This is a genomic window from Streptomyces griseiscabiei (assembly GCF_020010925.1).
GTDB lineage: Bacteria > Actinomycetota > Actinomycetes > Streptomycetales > Streptomycetaceae > Streptomyces > Streptomyces griseiscabiei.
Map to the genome: position 1 here is coordinate 2250559 of NZ_JAGJBZ010000001.1, position 17245 is coordinate 2267803.

General features: G+C 75.1%; 14 protein-coding genes and 1 pseudogene. 3 read left to right on the forward strand and 12 right to left on the reverse strand.

From position 1 onward, the window contains the following. Window positions 1-33: 33 nt before the first annotated feature. From J8M51_RS09770 to J8M51_RS09795, 6 genes and pseudogenes are all read right to left on the reverse strand, one after another. Window positions 34-612, reverse strand: coding sequence for a hypothetical protein (locus J8M51_RS09770; protein WP_086760757.1), 579 nt, complete (start codon window positions 610-612; stop codon window positions 34-36). Then, a complete protein-coding gene (locus J8M51_RS09775; protein ID WP_086760759.1) occupies window positions 609-1988 on the reverse strand; it encodes a hypothetical protein in 1380 nt (459 codons plus the stop codon). The genes J8M51_RS09770 and J8M51_RS09775 overlap by 4 nt, the downstream gene beginning before the upstream one ends. Continuing rightward, window positions 1985-2815 carry an ABC transporter ATP-binding protein gene (locus J8M51_RS09780; RefSeq protein WP_179203347.1) on the reverse strand — a complete coding sequence of 277 codons (831 nt, stop codon included), beginning with the start codon at window positions 2813-2815 and terminating at the stop codon, window positions 1985-1987. The genes J8M51_RS09775 and J8M51_RS09780 overlap by 4 nt, the downstream gene beginning before the upstream one ends. A 20-nt stretch (window positions 2816-2835) precedes the next feature. Next, complete coding sequence (locus J8M51_RS09785; RefSeq protein ID WP_086760760.1) at window positions 2836-3678, reverse strand: zf-HC2 domain-containing protein; 843 nt, start codon at window positions 3676-3678, stop codon at window positions 2836-2838. Continuing rightward, window positions 3675-4235: an RNA polymerase sigma factor gene (locus J8M51_RS09790; RefSeq protein ID WP_086760761.1), complete on the reverse strand. Its 561-nt coding sequence runs from the start codon at window positions 4233-4235 to the stop codon at window positions 3675-3677. The genes J8M51_RS09785 and J8M51_RS09790 overlap by 4 nt, the downstream gene beginning before the upstream one ends. A gap of 85 nt (window positions 4236-4320) precedes the next feature. Beyond that, window positions 4321-4786, reverse strand: a pseudogene (locus J8M51_RS09795) (DUF5709 domain-containing protein). Between the two features lie 262 nt (window positions 4787-5048). Between J8M51_RS09795 and J8M51_RS09800 the strand changes: the two are divergent. The 3 genes from J8M51_RS09800 (at window position 5049) to J8M51_RS09810 (ending at window position 8084) form a co-directional block, all read left to right on the forward strand. Continuing rightward, window positions 5049-5894, forward strand: a complete 846-nt coding sequence (locus J8M51_RS09800; protein ID WP_236067253.1) for a glycoside hydrolase family 16 protein — start codon at window positions 5049-5051, stop codon at window positions 5892-5894. Between the two features lie 133 nt (window positions 5895-6027). Then, on the forward strand, window positions 6028-6792 hold the full coding sequence (locus J8M51_RS09805) for an IclR family transcriptional regulator (protein WP_267299108.1): 765 nt from the start codon (window positions 6028-6030) through the stop codon (window positions 6790-6792). A 113-nt stretch (window positions 6793-6905) separates the two neighbouring features. Continuing rightward, complete coding sequence (locus J8M51_RS09810) at window positions 6906-8084, forward strand: PP2C family protein-serine/threonine phosphatase (RefSeq protein ID WP_236067241.1); 1179 nt, start codon at window positions 6906-6908, stop codon at window positions 8082-8084. 34 nt (window positions 8085-8118) lie between these two features. Here the strand turns inward: J8M51_RS09810 and J8M51_RS09815 are convergent, their stop codons facing one another. From J8M51_RS09815 to J8M51_RS09840, 6 genes are all read right to left on the reverse strand, one after another. Next, window positions 8119-8727 (reverse strand): DJ-1/PfpI family protein, encoded by a 609-nt coding sequence (locus tag J8M51_RS09815; RefSeq protein WP_086763640.1) that lies wholly within the window; start codon window positions 8725-8727, stop codon window positions 8119-8121. Further along, a complete protein-coding gene (locus tag J8M51_RS09820) occupies window positions 8727-9662 on the reverse strand; it encodes a GNAT family N-acetyltransferase (protein ID WP_086763642.1) in 936 nt (311 codons plus the stop codon). Before J8M51_RS09820 ends, J8M51_RS09815 begins: the two co-directional genes overlap by 1 nt. 53 nt (window positions 9663-9715) lie before the next feature. Continuing rightward, on the reverse strand, window positions 9716-13111 hold the full coding sequence (locus tag J8M51_RS09825; protein WP_267299109.1) for a hypothetical protein: 3396 nt from the start codon (window positions 13109-13111) through the stop codon (window positions 9716-9718). Window positions 13112-13227: 116 nt separating this feature from the next. Next, window positions 13228-15294 carry an iron ABC transporter permease gene (locus tag J8M51_RS09830; protein ID WP_086760020.1) on the reverse strand — a complete coding sequence of 689 codons (2067 nt, stop codon included), beginning with the start codon at window positions 15292-15294 and terminating at the stop codon, window positions 13228-13230. A gap of 56 nt (window positions 15295-15350) precedes the next feature. Continuing rightward, complete coding sequence (locus tag J8M51_RS09835) at window positions 15351-16334, reverse strand: iron-siderophore ABC transporter substrate-binding protein (RefSeq protein WP_086760018.1); 984 nt, start codon at window positions 16332-16334, stop codon at window positions 15351-15353. Next, on the reverse strand, window positions 16331-17200 hold the full coding sequence (locus J8M51_RS09840) for an ABC transporter ATP-binding protein (RefSeq protein WP_086760016.1): 870 nt from the start codon (window positions 17198-17200) through the stop codon (window positions 16331-16333). Before J8M51_RS09840 ends, J8M51_RS09835 begins: the two co-directional genes overlap by 4 nt. Window positions 17201-17245: the final 45 nt, after the last annotated feature.

Below are 17245 nucleotides of genomic sequence, written 5' to 3' on the forward strand. Positions count from 1 at the left end.
GCCCCCGGGGCCGCGCGGTCGCTCCCGGCCCGGCTACCGTCGCGGGCCCGCGAAGGCGTACGCCGTCGTGCCGGTGAGCGCGAGGGCGAGCGCCGTCCAGGTGGGCGTGGCCGTGCCTGACGGCAGCAGCATCCAGCTCGCCACCCGGGACGGGAGGCTCGTCGGGGCCGGGGTGAAGGCCGTGAGCGACAGCCAGGCGACGGGCAGGGTCCACGCGTGGTGGGCCCCGCAGAGCACCGCGCCCAGGGCGGCGAGGCCCGTCAGCCCCGCGCTGTCGCGGACGACGAACGCGGTGTCGGCCAGTTCCGCCCCGCCCAGCGTCTGCACCGCGAGGAGCACGGCACCGGCGACCGTGCCGATGAGCAGGACGTGTGCCGCTCTGCGGGGCCGCCAGCCGATCCCGGCGGTGCGGTCCAGCGCGAGATCCTGCCCGCCGAGCCCGACCGAGGCGGCTGTCACCGCCGCGACGAGGACCAGCACGGACATCCGCGGATCGACCGACCCCCCGCCGTCCGGGGCGGCCAGGGTCCAGACCGCCACCGTGCCCGCCACCACCACGGCGAGCGAGGCGGGTATCCGCCGGGAGCGTGCGTACAGCGTCAGCCATCTCATCGGGCCGTACCGCCGTCCAGGATGTCCAGCGGGTCTCCCGAGCAGGCCACGGAGGCGGTGTGCGCCTTCCGGACGCGCGCGACCTGTTCGGACCACGGCAGTGCCTTGAGCTCCTCCAATACCGGCCGGGCCATGTCGAGTTGGTCGCCCGTCGCGTGCAGGGAGCCCTCGATCGGCCGGAGGTCCCCGAGGACCCAGCCCGCCACGACGCCCTGCGCGGCCAGTTCGCCGAGCGTGCCGCTCTCCTGGGCACTGCGGGCGGAGCAGACCGGCACCAGGCCCTGTCCGAGGAGGGCCCGTGTCAGCCGCTCGCCCCGGGCGTCGGCGAACACGTCGTCGTCGAAGTCGACGAGCACGGCCGTGCGGGACCGCTTCGGCGGAGCGAGGACCGCTCGCAGGGCGGTGTTCTCCCGGACGGTCGTCGGCGCCTCGGCGCCGAGGGCGTTCCGCAGGAGGCCGAGCGTCTTCTTCCCCGGGCCCGTGAGGTCGGCCAGCCGTTCCCGGTGCGCCGCCGACACGCACACCGGGCCGTCGCACACCTGGGCCGCGGCGGCCTCGTCGACGACGTACGCCCGGCGCGGGTCGGCGGGCAGGAGGAACAGGGCGAGCACCGCGCCCGCGAGGACGGGGGCGAGGGCGAGCAGCCGGGCGCGCGGCGTCGCGGCGGCCAGCAGCGCGAGGCCGGTCACGGCCATGCCGAGCAGCCAGACCGTCTGCCCCAGGTGCACGGGGGCGGAGAGGGTGAGGAACACGTTCCGCACCTCGGCCGTCATCGGTGACAGCAGAGCAACCCGGGTCGGTGCGGCGACCGCCGTCGGCAGTCCGGAGTCCGTGGACATCCGCAGCAGGTTGACGAAGACGAACGCGGCCACGGCCAGCGCGGGCGGGGTCAGCGGGGAGGGCAGGTGCCGGGCGATGCCCATGCCCAGCAGGGCGCCCGCGGGGAGCGCCAGCGCGCCGACCAGCGAGATCGGCAGCCAGCCGAGGTGCGTGTACTCGGCGCCGGTCACCTGGACCGCGCCCGTGAGGACGACGAGCGCGAAGGCCGAGGTCAGGGTGATCGCCGTCGCGCCGGCGGAGGTGGCCGCGCGGTGCCGGGCGGGGCGGGGTGTGGTCGTCAGCAGCTCGGAGATGCCCGACCGGTGGTCGCGCAGCCCCTGGAGGGCGCCGAGCGCCAGGGCGAGCGGCCAGACGAAGGCCAGCAGAAAGCGGGTCCACAGGGCCATGGAGGTCCACTGGCTCGTCCACGGCGCGGCGCCCTTCCACCACGGGTCGCTCAGCAGGTACAGGAACGCCAGGGCGAGGACGAGGGTCGCGGCGCCGGCCCAGGGGGCTACGGAGCGTCTCAGCTCGATGCGCAGGACACGGCCGTTCACCAGGTGCCCCTTCCCTGCCGGGGGTCGAGCAGCGCCGAGTAGCCGCGCTCCAGGGGGCTGTCGCCCACGTGCTCGGGTCCGCCGGCGGCGGCCAGTTCGTCCGGGGTGCCCTGGAAGACCAGCCGGCCCTCGGCGAACAGCACCACGTCGGTGCAGGCGGCCGCGACGTCCTCCACCAGATGGGTCGACACGACGACGCAGGTGTCGGTGCCCAGTTCCTGCAACAGCTCGCGGAACCGCAGTCGTTGGGCCGGGTCGAGGCCGGCCGTGGGCTCGTCGAGGAGGAGGATCGTGGGGTCGTTGACGATGGCCTGGGCGATCCCGACGCGCCGCACCATGCCGCCCGACAGCGACTTCATCCGGTCGTCGGCGCGGTCCGCGAGGCCGACGCGTTCCACGGCGCGCTGCACGGCCGCCGGGATGTCCGCCTTGGGGACCTCCTTCAGCCACGCCATGTACTCGACGAACTCGCGCACCGTGAACCGCTTGTAGTAGCCGAACTCCTGGGGCAGATAGCCGATCCGGCGGCGCAGCGCCCGGTGTTCGCCGAGGCCTCCCGTGGACTCGCCGAGCAGTTCCAGGGTGCCCTCGGCGGGGCGCAGCACGGTGGCCAGCGCCCGGATGAGGGTGGTCTTGCCGGCCCCGTTGGGTCCGAGCAGGCCGTGCACTCCGGTGCCCAGCGACAGGTCGAGGCCGTCGACGGCCATCCGTTTCCGGCCGACCCGCACCTTCAGCCCCGTGGCCCGGATCTCCCAGGCGTAGGGCGTCGGCGCGAGATCGGCCGCGCTCACCGCGGACATCACGTGATGTTCCTTCCGTTCGGTCATGAACCTGGTCGTCACTTCGGTCATCGATGGGCCCCCAGCCGGGCGTACGCGCCCCTGCGGGCGATGACGACACCGACGCCGAGGGTGAGGATCAGGCCCCACACGGGCAGGCCGTCCGTCCGCAGGGCGTAGGGCGTGCGGCTGGTGGCCAGGGTCGGCGCGAGCACCACGGCGGCCCACACCGCGATCAGCGCGACGGCGGCGCGGGTGACGCCGACGACTCCGCCGAGCGCCAGGGTCGTCGTCGTGAACGCCAGACAGGGCAGCAGCCACTGGGCGGCCGTCACCCCGGTCAGCCAGCCGCCCGCCAGCAGCGCGGGGACGACCACGGCGAGCACGGCCGTGGTGCGCCGCAGCACCAGGGGGAGCCCGGCCCGGGGCACGGAGGCCGTCAGCTCGTACGCCGGGTCCAGGCCGCGCGACCACGACGCCGCGACGCCGAGCACGGGCAGGACGGGGGCGAGCAGCAGCACCGGCGACACGCCGCCGGAGCCCTGGCCGGAGCCGAGGCCGGTGCCGGGGTCACCGAGGTCGAACAGCAGCGCGAGCAGGGTCACGCTCATGACCATGGCCAGCCAGGGCGCCATGGTCGGGGTCAGCCATCGCGACAGCCGGGCCGACCAGCGCCGGCGGCGGGGCATGGGCGGGACGGCGGCCAGCTGCGGCGCGAGGTCGGACCAGACCGTGCCGACCAGTGCCGTCACAGCGGGCGCGCCCGTCGCGGCGGCGGCCGACAGGCGGTCCCGGCAGGTGCGGCAGGCCTCCAGATGGGCCTCCAGGGCCCACATCTCGTCGGCGGCGATGTCCGTGTCGCCGCGCGCGTACCCGTCGAGGAGCCGCGCCGACGCGTGTTCCACGCTCATGCCAGGGCCTTCCGCATCTCGGTCCGGGCCCTGCGGGCGCGGGTCTTGACCGTGCCCTCGGGCACGCCGAGCAGGACCGAGGTCTCCCGGACGGTCAGTCCGTCGAGCACCATGGCCTGCAGTACTTCCCTGAGTTCGGGCGCGAGCCGGCGCAGCGCGTCCCCGACGTCACCGCCGACGGTCGCCGCGAGGGCCTCGTCCTCGGCGGCGGGTGCCACGGGCTGTGCGGCGGCCGCGGGCGGCGGCTCCGCGTGATGGGCCCGGCGGCGGAACGCGTCGACGAGGCGGCGGGCCGCGATGGTCCACAGCCAGCCGACGGCGGTCCCGCCGACCGCGGCCCCGGCGAACGCGCCGGCCGCGCGCCAGACCGCCAGATACGTCTCCTGCATGACCTCGGCGACGATCTGCTCGTCGGCGCAGCGGCGCCGCAGCCGCACCGCCAGCCACGGCGCGGTACGCCGGTACAGCTCCTCGAACGCCGCCCGGTCGCCCCTGGCCACGAGCCGGACGAGACGCTCCTCGTCAGGCTCCGCCGGTGCCTTCCTGATCGATCTCACACCGACTAGACGCGGGGCTCACGCGACGGGTTTTCCCTCGGATGTGATCCCCGTCACAAGTGGCGCCCATGTCCCCCGCGGCCGGTCACGGCAGCCGGTCGTCGGGGACGACATGCATCGCCGCCTCCTCCGCGCCGGCGGCTCCGCCGTCGACGCCCGCGTCCTCGGCGACGAGCCCCTTGGTGGTGTGCGCGTGCGCGCTCGTCCGGCGCGACCAGGCGGCCCGCGCGGCCGGAGCCCGCCTCCGGGTCGAGGGGTTCGCCCTCTCCGTCCGGCAGGTCGCCGATGCCGTCCCCGGCCGGCGCGGTCACGTCGGGGGTCTCCTGGCGCAGCCTGTCGTCCAGGGACTCCCCCGCGCGCTGCTCGGCCGCCGTGGTGCCGCTCCTGGTCACTCCCAGGGGCTTCTCCGGCGGGGAGTAGCCCTCGTCCAGCAGATCGTCGTACGTACGTTCGTCGAGCGCGTTCTGCAGATCGAGCGGGGCGGCGTCCTCCTGCTCCTCGTCGCCGCGGGTGGGCCGGTAGGCGTCGTCCGCCCTGTTCTCGTCGCTCATGATCGCCTCCGGGGACGGTCGACCGGTTCCTGCCACCGTGCGGAGTACCGAGTTCCGCGGAGGCGACACCTCCGGCTCCCTCACCAACGGAGGGCCGCGCTCCGCCGGGCGGCCCGTTCCGGGGATGGCGCCGGGGCGGGCCCGCGGTGAGGATGCTCCCTCGCACCACGCATACCGCAGTGGGTCGAAGGGGGCGTCTCCGATGGGTTCGCACGCCGCACCGAAACGTCGCGGACGGGCACTGTGGCCCTCCGTGAGCCTGATGCTCCTGGTGGCGCTCGTCGGGGTGCCGCGGGCCGAGGGAGCGCCCGTCTCGGCCGACGCCTGCCGTACCGCGGGCACCGAGCTGCCCCGGGGCGACTGCGGGCCCTTCTGGCAGGTCCTCGCGGAGGACTTCGACGGCGACCGGGTGCCGCTGGGCGCGTTCCGCGACTGCGCGCACGAGGTCGACACGTCCGCCGCGTACTGCGGGGGCCTGCGCGGGACGTACCGCGACAACTGGTGGGCGTACCCCACGGGTTGGCGCGACACCGCGAACGACCGGGGCCGGGACGTCGTGGGCGTCTACCACCCCGAGGACACCGTGAGCGTGGGCCCTGCGGAGAACGGCGACGGCCGGATGTTCATCCGCATGTGGCGGCCCGCCGACGGGGGCCCCGTGCACGCCGCCGCGGTGGTACCGCGTGCCGTCATGCAGATGAAGTACGGCAAGTACAGCGCCCGTATCAAGGTGACCAAGCTTGCCCCGGGCTACAAGTCCGCCTGGCTGCACTACGGCGGGGGCTGCGAGATGGACCATCCCGAGGGCGAGTGGACCGGTGACCTGACCGCCTTCCACCATCCCTGCGGCGGCGGCGAGCAGGGCTACTTCCCCGGTGACGACGACTGGACGCGGTGGCACACCGTCTCGACGGAGTGGACGCCCGGCCATGTGCGCTTCTTCGTGGACGGCCGCCAGGTGGGCCACGACACCCGGGACGTGCCGGACCGGCCGCTGTCCTGGGTGCTGCAGAACGAGAGCGCCCTGGCGGGACCGGGCGCCGCGCCGGGCAGCAGCGCCCAGCTGGACATCACCTGGGTCGCCGCGTACGCGTACGGGTGGAAGTGACCGGCGGACGGGACGGCGGACCGGACGGCCCGGCCGGGCGGGAACAGCCGGGCCGGGCGGACGGGCGGACGGGAACGGGCGGGCGGGAACGGCGGGGCTTGCCCGTGCCGCGCACCCGGCGCACGCTGGTCGTATGGCTGCGCACGACGGGCCCGGCCCCACGCTCATCACGTCCGTGCAGCGGGCCTTCCGCCTGCTGGAGGCGGTCGGCGCGCACGAGAACGGCGCGCCCGCGAAGCAGCTGGCCCGCGAGACGGGGCTGCCGCTGGCCACCGCCTACCACCTGCTGCGGACCCTGGTCCACGACGGCTACCTGCGCAAACTGGCCGACGGCGGCTTCGTCCTCGGGGACAAGGTGCAGGCGCTGCACTCCACCGGCCGGGGGCAGGCACTGCTCAGCCGGGTCCGGCCGACGCTCGCCGCGCTGCGCGACGAGCTGACCAGCGCCGCCTATCTCACCTTCTACGAGGACGGCGAGATCCGGGTCGCCGAGATCGTGGACAGCGCCCGGGCGCCCCGGGTCGACCTCTGGGTGGGGTTCGAGGACGCCGGGCACGCCACCGCGCTCGGCAAGTCGGTGCTGCGCGAGCTGGACGCGGAGTCCCGCAAGGACTATCTCTCCCGGCACCACCTGGCCGACCTGACCCCGCGGACCATCACCGACGCCCCTGAGCTGCTGCGGCGCCTGGACTCCTCCCCCGTCGCACCGGCCGTCACGGACCTGGAGGAGTACGCCCTCGGCACGGTCTGCATCGCGGTGCCCGTGTACAGCGGGGACACGCTCGGCTCGCTCGGTGTCTCGCTGCGCGCGGACCGGCTCTCCCGGCTGGAGGAGGTCCGGGCACGGCTGCTGCCCACCGCGAACCGGGTGACCAGGGGGCTGTCGCTCACTATCTGAAAACCGGCTCCTTGTGGCGCCCGAGCCGATCCTCTTTCCTGGATGAAGCGGTCAATAAACGACATTTCCGGAGCGCAATGCTCCGCGCACAGGTGAGGACTGGCGGGCGATACATGAGTCATACCCGAGAGCTCGGCGGCGACCACGGGCCGATCCGGTCCACCGGGAGACGGGCGTCCGCCCCGGAGAGGACGGCCCGCGGCCGGGTCGCCGCGCAGCTGGCCTCGGGTACTCCCGTGCTCCCCGTCCTGATCGTCTCCGCGATCGTGGTCGTCGGCCTCCTCGGCGGAGCGGGGCTGACCTGGCTGCCGCTGCTCGCCGCCGGGCCGGCGCTGGCCGCCACCACCAGCGGGCCGCGCGGGGTGCTCTGTGTCGGGCTCCTCGCCGGGGTGCTGGGTGCGATGCTGGGCGTGCGGGACGACGCGCCGGGCCACGAGCTGGCCTCCGTGCTCTCCGCGCTGGTGGCCGTGACCCTGGCGAGCGGCCTGGCCAGCGCGTTGCGCGGGCGGCGCGAACGGGTGCTCGCCGCCGTCCGCTCGGTCGCCGAGGCCGCCCAGCACGCGCTGCTGCAGCCCGTACCGGCGACGGTCGGCCCGTTCCAGGTGGCCGTCCGCTACAGCGCCGCCGCCGCGGAGGCCCGGATCGGCGGGGATCTGTACGCCCTGGTGCCCACGCCGTACGGGGTGCGCATGATCGTCGGCGATGTGCGCGGCAAGGGGCTGCCCGCGGTCGGGATCGCCGCGCTGGTGCTCGGGGTGTTCCGCGAGGCGGCGTACGAGGAGCCCGATCTCCTCGCCGTCGTGGACCGGATCGAGCGGAGTCTCGCGCGCAATCTCCGCTGCGACGACTTCGTGACCGCCGTGGTCGCCGGGCACCCCCGGCCGGGCGAGCTGGAGCTGGTCAACTGCGGGCACGCGCCTCCGCTGCTGGTGCGCGGCTCGGCGGTCGTACCGGTGGAGCCCGCCTGTCCGGCCCCGCCGCTGGGGCTGCGCGCCCTCACCGGGGAGGTCCCCGCCCTGCAGACCCTGCCGTTCGGCGACGAGGACCAGCTGCTGCTCTACACGGACGGTGTCACGGAGGCCCGGGACCGCGACCGCGCGTTCTACCCGCTCGCCGAGCGGCTGGCGCGCCATCTGTGCGACGAGCCCGCGCACACCCTGACGGCCCTGCACGACGAACTGCTCGCCCATGTCGGCGGCCGGCTGCACGACGACGCGGCCCTGCTCCTGCTGCGCAGGCCGACCGCTCCCGCGCCGGCCGTGGTCGAGTGCGGCGCCCGGTCCCGGTCCTGACCCCGGGCAGGCGTACACCGCCGGCCCAGGGCCGTCAGCGCGGTGCGGTCTCGCCCGTGCGGACGGCCCGCAGCGCGCGGTCGACGGTCCGCCGGTTCTCACCGACCGGGGCGACGTAGTCCAGGACGGCCCGCGCGGCGTCCTCCCCGAGCGTGCGGGTGATCACCCAGGTGGCGAGGTACTGGGAGGCCAGACAGCCACCCGCCGTGGCGATGTTCCCCTCGGCGTGGAACGGCGCGTCCAGCACGGTGACCCCGCGGGCCTCGACGAAGGGACGGCTCGTGCGGTCCGTGCACGCCGGCATGGACTCCAGCAGACCGAGCCGGGCGAGGACCAGCGCGCCGGAGCACTGCGCGCCGATCAGCTGCCGCGAGGGGTCGAGCGGCAGCCGGGCGATCAGCCGGTCGTCGGCGATCACCTCGCGTGCCTTCACCCCGCTGCCGACGAGCACGACGTCGGCCTCGGTCACGAACTCCATCGGGCGCTGCCCGGTCACCTCGACGCCGTTCATCGAGGTGACGACCGGCGCCGGTGTCGTGATGAACGCCTCCAGGCCGTCCTTCCGGCACCGGTTGATCAGCGCGGCGGCGATGAAGCTGTCCAGTTCGTTGAACCCGTCGAAGGTGACCACGGCTACCCGCATCACGACTCCCTCCCCCACTCGCCGGCCTGCCTGCTTGTCTGCTCGACGGCACCGGACCTCATGGTCGTCGGTCCCGGAAAGTCGTACACCGCGAAGTCGGTGACCGGGACGTAGCCGATGCGCCGGTAGAGCGCGTTGCTGGTGGGGTTGGCCAGGTCCGTGAAGAGCAGGACCTGGGTCGCGCCCGCGTCCCGTGCCGCCCGGCTCGCCTCGGCCGTCGCGGCGCCCGCGTAGCCACGGCCGCGCAGCGGGGCCGGGGTGTAGACGGGGGCGACCCGGATCTGGCCGGCGGTCATCGGGCTGAGGCCCGCCATGGAGACGGGGGTGCCGTCCGGCCTCTCCCAGAGGGTGACGTGCCGTGCGGCGAAGACGGCGGCGGCCCGGGAGGCGGCCTCCGGCGCGGGTGCCTGCCCGACGGCGGCGGCGAACTCGTGGTGCCAGCGGACCAGCCGCTCGTGGTCCCGCTCCCCCGCGACCCGGGCCCGGCCCGGCGGGAGCGGTCTCGGTGGGGTGAGGGTGCCGAGGCGGTACAGGCGCTGCCGTTCGCGCAGGGCGGGCGTCGCCCCGGTGTGCCGCCGCCAGGCCCGCGCGAAGGCGGTGGCGGTGGCGTGGTCCGCGCCGACGCCCGGGAGGGGGTGGCCGAGGCCGGCCAGCAGCGCGGCGAGGGTGTCGGCCTGTCCGGCGGTGAGCGGGGTGAGGTTCAGACGGTGGGGCGGGGTGCGGAAGAAGGTGGCGTGCACCTCGCCCGACCGCTCCAGCACGCCGAGGACCGGCGCCTCGGCGCCGTACGCGTCGATTCCCCGGGTGCGCAGTGTCTCGGTGACCGTCAGCTGCACGGTGTGCGGGACCGGGCGTGAGCGCAGGAAGGCTCCGGCTCGGGCGAGGAAGCCGTCGAGGTCGTCGGTGAGATGCCAGTGCCCTTCGTCCGGGCGCATGTCCGATGACTGCCCCGTCCCGTGGGTGCGCTCCCCTCCCCGGCGCCGGGGAGTCATTCGTTCTCGGTCAGGGTCAGGTACGCCGCGTGGCGTACGTCGGCGCTGGTGTGCCGGCGCAGCAGACGCAGCAGCGACCGCCACTCCTCGGGCCAGCCGAGGGCGACGCCCGTCGCGTTCACCAGGCCGACCGCGAGCAGGCCGGTGGCGGTACCGCCGTCGCGGGCGAACCCATCGGCCGCGGCCAGCAGGGCTTCGGCGCGCCCCGGATGAGCGCGGTACTCCGAGGCCGACCGCAGACGGCCGGACGCGTGGACCGCCGCCTGTGTGCCGACGCTCTCCAGGGCCTCGGCCAGCTCCCGCAGCCGTCCGAGCAGTGCCCCGGGCTCCACCGTACGGTCGACCAACTGCCCCAGCAGCTGGGCGCGTTCCGCCGCGAGCAGGGGTTCGGGCGCCAGCTGTGCGGCGACCGCCTCCAGCAGTTCGGAGCCCACCCCGTCGACGTACCCGAGCGACGTCAGGTGCCGCAGCCGTTGGAGCGCCGGCAGGTCCCTGCCCTCCAGGGCGTCCGCGCCGCCCTCCGCCGTGCGCATCGCGGCCAGCAGCCCGGCCACCGCGCCGTGGAACACGCTGCCCGGTGCGGCACCGCCCACCGGATGCGGCAGCCCGGAGGCGGCCAGATCGCGCACCACCCACTCCGCGTGCCGCCAGTCCTTGCGGTTGCCGAGATCGCAGGCGGTCCGGGCGATCCGGACGGCAAGTGCGGGCGAGTAGCGGCACCACGTCCCCATGGCGCGCAGCAGGGCGTATCCGCCGCCGAAGCAGTCGGTGAGCGCGAGGGTGATGTCGTACGCCGTGACGATCACGGCGGCGTAGTCGCGGCGGTGCGCCTCGGCCACCTCCCAGGGGGTGACGGCCAGAAGGGCTTCGTGGACGGCCTGGCTGTCGTCGTGCGCGGCGCCCGCCAGCAGCCGCCGGGCCTCCGGCTCGTCGAGCAGCGGCGGCAGGGCACGGACGACGGCCGCCCGTACGTCCGGGTGGCGGTCGGGTGCGTCGAAGGTGCCCACCAGCAGGGCGACCGCCCGCCGGGGCGGCAGGAAGCGGGCGGCGAGCCGGACGGCCTCCTTGCGGGCGGTGACCTTCGTGGGCCGTTCCCCGCTGAGCAACGGGCCTAGGGCGAGGGCGAGTTCGGACGGGGCGGTGAAGCGGGCGGCGCGGGCCGCCGCGTACACGGCGACCCTGGCCCGGTCGCCGCCCGCGTGTTCGAGCAGCGCGGGCAGGGCGGCGTGGGGCCGGTCGGTCCAGGGCAGCGCGCCGAGCGCGGCCTCGGCGACGAGCACCTCGGGGTCGTCCTGGTGCGCGAAGGCCAGGGTCCGGCCGAAGACGGGCACCGGGGCGGCGGCCCGGATCAGGGCGGCCCGTTCGTCGAGCGGGAGCGAGCGGTCCGCGACCGCCCGCGCGGCCAGCCGGATCGCCGACCGCTGCTGCCGGGGCAGCCAGCGGTCGCTGTCGCGGAGGTCCGGCAGCGGGCGCCGGGCGCCGTCCACCAGGAAGCGGCCGTACGGCGGGGTCTCGCCGAGGAGCGTGTCCAGCAGGTCCGTGCGCCGCCGGGTCAGCACCCGTCGTACAGGCGTGAGGACGACCGCCGACGGTTCGAGGTCGACGACGGCGGCGGCCCGTTCGTCGCGGGTCGCGGGGGCGTCCAGCCACAGGGCGACCGCCTCCCGGAACGTGTCGTCGTCGCCGCGTTCCAGGGCCGTGGCCAGCCTGTCCTGCAGTTCGGGCAGGCGCCGGGCGCGCGGGCCGAGGGCGGCGGCCAGGCCCAGCAGCAGCCGGAAGTCGGCCCGCCCGGCACCGGCGTCGAGCCACGGCCGCAGGGCCTCCACGACCTGGTGCTCCTGACCCCGTCGCAGTTCGCGGTGGAGCGGGCCGAGGTCGGGCACGCCGACCCGGTTCGTGAGCCGCTCCAGGGTGCGCAGCGCCCACTCCCGCAGGGCCGCCTCCCCGCCCGTGGCGTGTTCGACCAGCAGCCGTACCGCGAGGGTGCGCAGCACCACCGTGGTGGCGGCCGAGGCGTCCCGTGCCTCCAGGGCGTCGGTGGCGAGCGCGTCCAGCAGCGGGGCGTGGTCGGCGGCGAAGAGCCGCGGGTGGGTCCCGGCGAGCGCGCCGAGCGCGGCGACGCGCACCGGGTCCCGGTCGTTGCGCAGACGGCGGCCCGCCGTGGTGAGCAGTTCGGTGATCGCGGCCCGGCCTCCGTCGCGGGCGGCGCAGGCCACGAACAGCGGCCAGGCGATGGCCCGGTCGTCGGCGTCGGGCCGTGCGATCGCGGCGAGCAGTTCGGCGCGCGCCTCGTCGAGGGAGCCGTGGGCGAGGGTGTCCAGGTCGTCCCACCAGGAGCCCGTGCCGTCGAACTCGGCGGCAGCCCGCCGGACTTCCGCCCAGCGGCGCTCGCGGGGCAGCAGTTCGAGGACGCTCAGCGCCGGACTCCAGTGGGTTCCCCCTTCGGCGACCGTGTCCACGAACGCGGGGCGCCGCCCGGGGGCCATGGCCTTCACCAGTGCGGCGAAGTGGGCACCGCGGTTCAGCCAGTGCCGGCCCAGCGCGGTCAGCGACGCGGGCTCGGCCCGCACGAGCCGACGCAGCACTCCCGTCGGCGGCAGCGGCTCGTGGCGCTGTTCGTTGCGGTCGGCGGAGGTGATCCAGCGGATGACCCGGTCGGCGTCGGCGGTGACGAGGGGGCCGAGTCCGGCGTTCAGCGCGGGCGGCAGACTGCCGGGTCCGTGCCGCTCCAGCAGGGTGGTCACCCGCTCGGGGCGCAGCCGCGCGAGGGCCGCGACCGTGGTGGCGTGCAGCCACCACCACTCCTCGCGCGGCTGTCCGCCCGCCCGGTCGGCCAGGGTCCGTTCGGCGTGGTCCAGCACCGGGTCGGGATGCCGGGAGGCGAGGCGTGTCCAGTGGTCGACGGCGTGCGCGAGCCCCGGCAACTCCCGTGCCACGAACGGCGTCGAGCAGGCCGGCAGCAGCCGCGCGGCCTCGGCGTCGCCCCACTCCGCGCGCAGCCGCGCCACCAGCCGCTCGGCGAGCGCGGCACGGTCCCCGGCGGCGAGCAGCCGGGCCAGCCGGCCCCGCAGGGCGGCCGGTGCGTCGTCGTACGCCGCCTCCACGGCCCGGTCCGGTACGGGCAGGTCGCGTGCCGCGCGCCACGCGTACCCGGCGACCACCGGGTCCGGGTCGGCCAGCCGCTCCGCGAGGAACCCCGCGTCCCGTCCGACGAGGGCCGCGAACGCCGCCAGCCGCCGCTCGTACGGTTCGCGTCCGTCCAGTTCGGTCAGCAGCGGGGCGAGCGTGCCCTCCTCCGCGAGTCCGCGGGCGGTGCGAGCCGTCAGCGCGAGGCGTGCGGGGAACGGCAGCGGTTCGAGGGCGGAGAGCAACTGCTCCGCGGTGGTCGGCATGCGGCGATTGTGCCCGGCGCGATCCGATCAGGCGATCGAATAATGCCCGCGGGGCCGTTGCTGCGGGGTCTCGGGGGAGCCTCGCGGGAAAGCCTGAAGCGCCCGCACTCCGGCGGCTACCGTCGGCCGCGCACCAGCAGGTAGAGGAAGTACGGCGTGCCGATCACCGCTGTCATCAGGCCGGCGCCGAGCTGCGCGGGGGCGATCACCGTACGGCCGAGCAGGTCGGCCGTGCAGACGAGCGCGGCGCCGAGGAGGACGGCGACCGGGACCACCCGCACATGCCGCCGGCCCACGAGGGCGCGGGCCGCGTGCGGTGCGACGAGGCCCACGAAGCCGATGGTGCCGGCCGAGGCGACGGCGGTCGCGCTGAGCAGCACGGCCACCACCAGGAACCCCAGCCGGACCCGGGCCGGCCGCAGGCCCAGCAGCCGGGGCGTGTGCTCGTCCAGGGAGACGAGGTCCAGCTCGGTGCGGCGGGCGACCGCGACGACCAGGCCCAGCGCCAGCACGGCAGCGACGGGCAGGACGTCCGGCATGGTCCGCCCGTACGTCGAACCGGACAGCCAGGTCAGGGCCATGGTGGCGTTGAACGGGTCGGTGAGCACGATGAGCAGGCTGATCAGCGCCGTGGTCCCGGCGGCCACGCCGATGCCGACGAGGACCAGCCGGTTCTGCCGGTAGCCGCCCCGGGCCGCCAGTCCGAAGACGACCACGGAGGCGAGGGCGGCGCCCGCGAAGGCGGCCCCCGCGATGCCCCAGGTTCCGGCGACGGGCACGGTGGTGACGAGCAGGACGGCGCCCAGCGCGGCTCCGCCGGAGACGCCCAGGATCGCCGGTTCCGCGAGCGGGTTGCGGGTCACGGCCTGCACCAGCGTGCCCGCGAGGGCGAGCGCCGCGCCCGCGCACAGCGCGGCGAGGACGCGGGGCACCCGGGTGTCGAGGACGAAGGACACGGTCTGTCCGGCCCGTCCCTGCGCCCAGTTGGCGACGTCCCCGAGCAGCAGCTTGCTGTCGCCGAGCAGGACTCCGGCGATGACGACCCCGACGGTGACGGCGACGAGCACGGCGACCGTGACCAGGAACGCCGTACGGCTGGGGATGCGCAGCCGGTCCGGTGGCTCGGCCCCGGCCGTGTCCCGCAGCCGGAGCGCCATCACCACCAGGAACACGGCGCCGACCAGGCTGGTGACGACGCCGGTGGGCACGGCGACCGCGGTGTCGGCGGGGACGAGGGCGCGCAGCAGCACGTCCGAGCCGAGGACGAGCCCGGCACCGGCCAGGCCGGCGGCGGGCAGGGACCCCCGGGCGCGGACGAAGCCCCGGAAGCGGCGGGCGAGGGGGCGGACCAGGGCCGGTGCGCACAGGCCGACGAAGCCGATCGGTCCGGCGAGGGTGACGGCCGCCGCGGAGAGCAGGGTCGCCAGGACGACGACGGTGACGCGGGTGGCGCGGACGGGGACACCGAGCCCGCGCGCGGCGTCGTCACCGAGGGCGAGCGCGTCGACCCGGCGGGCCGTCAGTGCCAGGCCGACGAGCCCGACGGCCACCACGGGCAGCATCTGCAGGACTCCGTCGAAGCCGTTCTGGCCGATGCTGCCCTGGTTCCACTGGTAGAGGCCCTCGGTCTCCTGCGGGAACAGCAGGAGCAGGCCCTCCGTCATGGAGTTGAGGCCGAGGGCCAGCGCGGTGCCGGCGAGGACCAGGCGTACGGTGCCGGTGCCGAGGCCGGAGAGGGCGAGGACGACCGACGCCGCCAGCAGCCCGCCGGCGAAGGCGATGCCGGAGGAGGCGAGCAGGGGCAGCGAGACTCCGGTGACCCCGACGACGCCCAGCGCGAAGTACGCGCCCGCGTTGACGGCGAGGGTGTCGGGCGCGGCGAGCACATTGCGGCTGACGGCCTGCAGCACGGCGCCCGCCACGCCGAGGACGACGCCGACGACGACGCCGGCGGTCATCCGCGGCAGCCGGGAGGCGATCACGACCGACGCGTCGCCCGGGTCGGCCCGTCCGGTGAGGGCCTTGAGCACCTCGGCGGGGCCGACGGCGGCGGTGCCCTGGGTGATGTCCACGACGGCGAGGGCCGCGACCAGCAGGACGAGGCCGGCCGTCACCGCGGCCGCGCCCGTCCGGGTCGCGGCCGTCGGCGGACGGGTGGCGGGGGGCGTTGCGGTGACGGCCATGGCTCCGTTGCTTCTGCTGCTCTGTGCTCGTGGTCCTGGTGCTGCCGCTCTGCGGGCTACTTCTTCGTCAGCGCGTCCACGACGGCGTCGATGTACGCCTCCATCGACTCGGGGCCGCCGAACATCCAGATGCCGTCGGGCAGTCGGTGCACGTCACCGGACTTGACGAAGGCGAGGGACTTCCAGACGGCGTTCTCGGCCAGCTCGTTGGTGAAGGGGTTGCTGGTCTCGTCCTCGTCGTTGCCTATGTAGGCGAACCGGACGTCCTTCGGCAGGTCGGTGAGGCCCTCGACGTCGGTGGTGCCGAGGCCGTAGTCGGCGTCGCCCTTCACCTTCCAGGCGTTCTTCAGACCGAGTTGCTCGTTGACGGCGCCGATGAGCGAGCCGCTGGTGTAGGGGCGCAGGGAGACCTGGTTGGAGGCGACGTAGCCGTCGGCGAAGGCGATGTCCGTGCCGTCGAGTCCGGCGTCGGTGAGGGCCTTCTTGCCCTCGGCGACCTTGGCCTCGAAGCTCTCCCTGACCGTCTCGGCCCGGTCGGTGGTGCCGGTGGCCTCGGCGACGAGATCGAGGTTCTCGAACATCTGCCCGACCTGGTCGGAGGCGTCCGCGGACTGGATGCCCAGGACGGGGGCGATCTCGCGCAGCTGCTTCACGGCGGCGGCCGGCAGGTCGGAGGAGGCCACGATGAGGTCGGGCTTGAGGGCGGCGATGGTGTCCATGCTCGGCTCGCCGCGGGTGCCGATGTCCTTGGGCTCGTTCTTCAGCGGGACGGCCTGGTCCCAGGTCCTGTAGCCCTTGACGTCGGCGACGCCGACGGGGTCGACGCCGAGCGTGAGGAGGAACTCGACCTCGTTCCACTCGGTGGCGACGACCTTGGTGGCGGGGCCGTCGAGTTCGACCTTCTTGCCGGTGGAGTCGGTGAGGGTGATGCCCTTCGACGGCTTCGCGGAGCTCTCGGCGGCCGGCTCGGTGGTGCCGCAGGCGGCGAGGGCGAGCGCCGCGGCGGTGGTGGCGGCAGCGGTGAGCAGGTGACGTCTCATGAGGTGGAGCCGAGCCTTTCGCTTGGGGTGGTGCGGGTGTGGTGACGGCCGATCGGGCGGGTGCGCAGCCGGCCGGTGAGGGGGTCGGTGTCGACATCGATGCGGATGCCGTAGACGGAGGTGAGCCGTTGCGGTGTCAGGACGTCCTCGGGCGGTCCCTCGGCGACGATCCGGCCCGCTTCGAGGAGCGTGATCCGGTCGGCGACGGCCGCCGCCTGGTCGAGGTCGTGCAGGACGACGCCGACGGCGATCCCGTGGTCGTCCGCCAGATCGCGGACGAGGTCGAGGAGTTCGACCTGGTAGCGCAGGTCGAGATAGGTCGTCGGTTCGTCCAGCAGGAGCACGCCGGTCTCCTGGGCGAGGCAGCTGGCGAGCCACACCCGCTGCAACTGCCCGCCGGAGAGGTGGTCGGCGCCGCGCTCGGCGAGGTCCGTGACCCCGGTGAGCGCGAGCGCCCGGTCGACGGCGGCCGTCGCGTCCGGGTCCCGGCGGCCGAAGCGGCCCCGGTGCGGGTAGCGGCCGAACTCGACGACGTCCCGGACGGTCAGCCCGCCGGGCGTGGGCCGTCCCTGCGTCAGCAGGGCGACGTGCCGCGCGAACTCACGGGAGGTCAGGGCGAGGCCGTCGGTGTCGGCGTCGATCCTGAGCGTGGCGTGCCGGGCCCGCTGGAGCCGGGCGATCGTCCGCAGGAGCGTCGACTTGCCGCTGCCGTTGGGACCGACCAGCGCGGTCACCTCGCCGGGCCGCAGTCCGACCGTGACGCCGTGCACGACGTCCACGCCGTCGTACGACACGGTCACGTCCGTGGCCGACAGCGCGTGACCGCGGAGCCTTTGGGTGTCGGCTGCTTCCTCACCAGATCTCACAAGCGAAGGTTAGCCTAACCTAAATAATGGCCGACAGAGGGCCCC

Coding starts and splice junctions, on each gene's coding strand:
- J8M51_RS09820 (WP_086763642.1), bottom strand. CDS start 9,662: ATGCGCCCGGACGAAGGGCACTGGCATCTCACCGACGACCTCGACGGC.
- J8M51_RS09830 (WP_086760020.1), bottom strand. CDS start 15,294: ATGGCCGTCACCGCAACGCCCCCCGCCACCCGTCCGCCGACGGCCGCG.
- J8M51_RS09805 (WP_267299108.1), top strand. CDS start 6,028: ATGGCTGCGCACGACGGGCCCGGCCCCACGCTCATCACGTCCGTGCAG.
- J8M51_RS09815 (WP_086763640.1), bottom strand. CDS start 8,727: ATGCGGGTAGCCGTGGTCACCTTCGACGGGTTCAACGAACTGGACAGC.
- J8M51_RS09780 (WP_179203347.1), bottom strand. CDS start 2,815: ATGACCGAACGGAAGGAACATCACGTGATGTCCGCGGTGAGCGCGGCC.
- J8M51_RS09825 (WP_267299109.1), bottom strand. CDS start 13,111: ATGCCGACCACCGCGGAGCAGTTGCTCTCCGCCCTCGAACCGCTGCCG.
- J8M51_RS09785 (WP_086760760.1), bottom strand. CDS start 3,678: ATGAGCGTGGAACACGCGTCGGCGCGGCTCCTCGACGGGTACGCGCGC.
- J8M51_RS09835 (WP_086760018.1), bottom strand. CDS start 16,334: ATGAGACGTCACCTGCTCACCGCTGCCGCCACCACCGCCGCGGCGCTC.
- J8M51_RS09800 (WP_236067253.1), top strand. CDS start 5,049: ATGCTCCTGGTGGCGCTCGTCGGGGTGCCGCGGGCCGAGGGAGCGCCC.
- J8M51_RS09770 (WP_086760757.1), bottom strand. CDS start 612: ATGAGATGGCTGACGCTGTACGCACGCTCCCGGCGGATACCCGCCTCG.
- J8M51_RS09810 (WP_236067241.1), top strand. CDS start 6,906: ATGAGTCATACCCGAGAGCTCGGCGGCGACCACGGGCCGATCCGGTCC.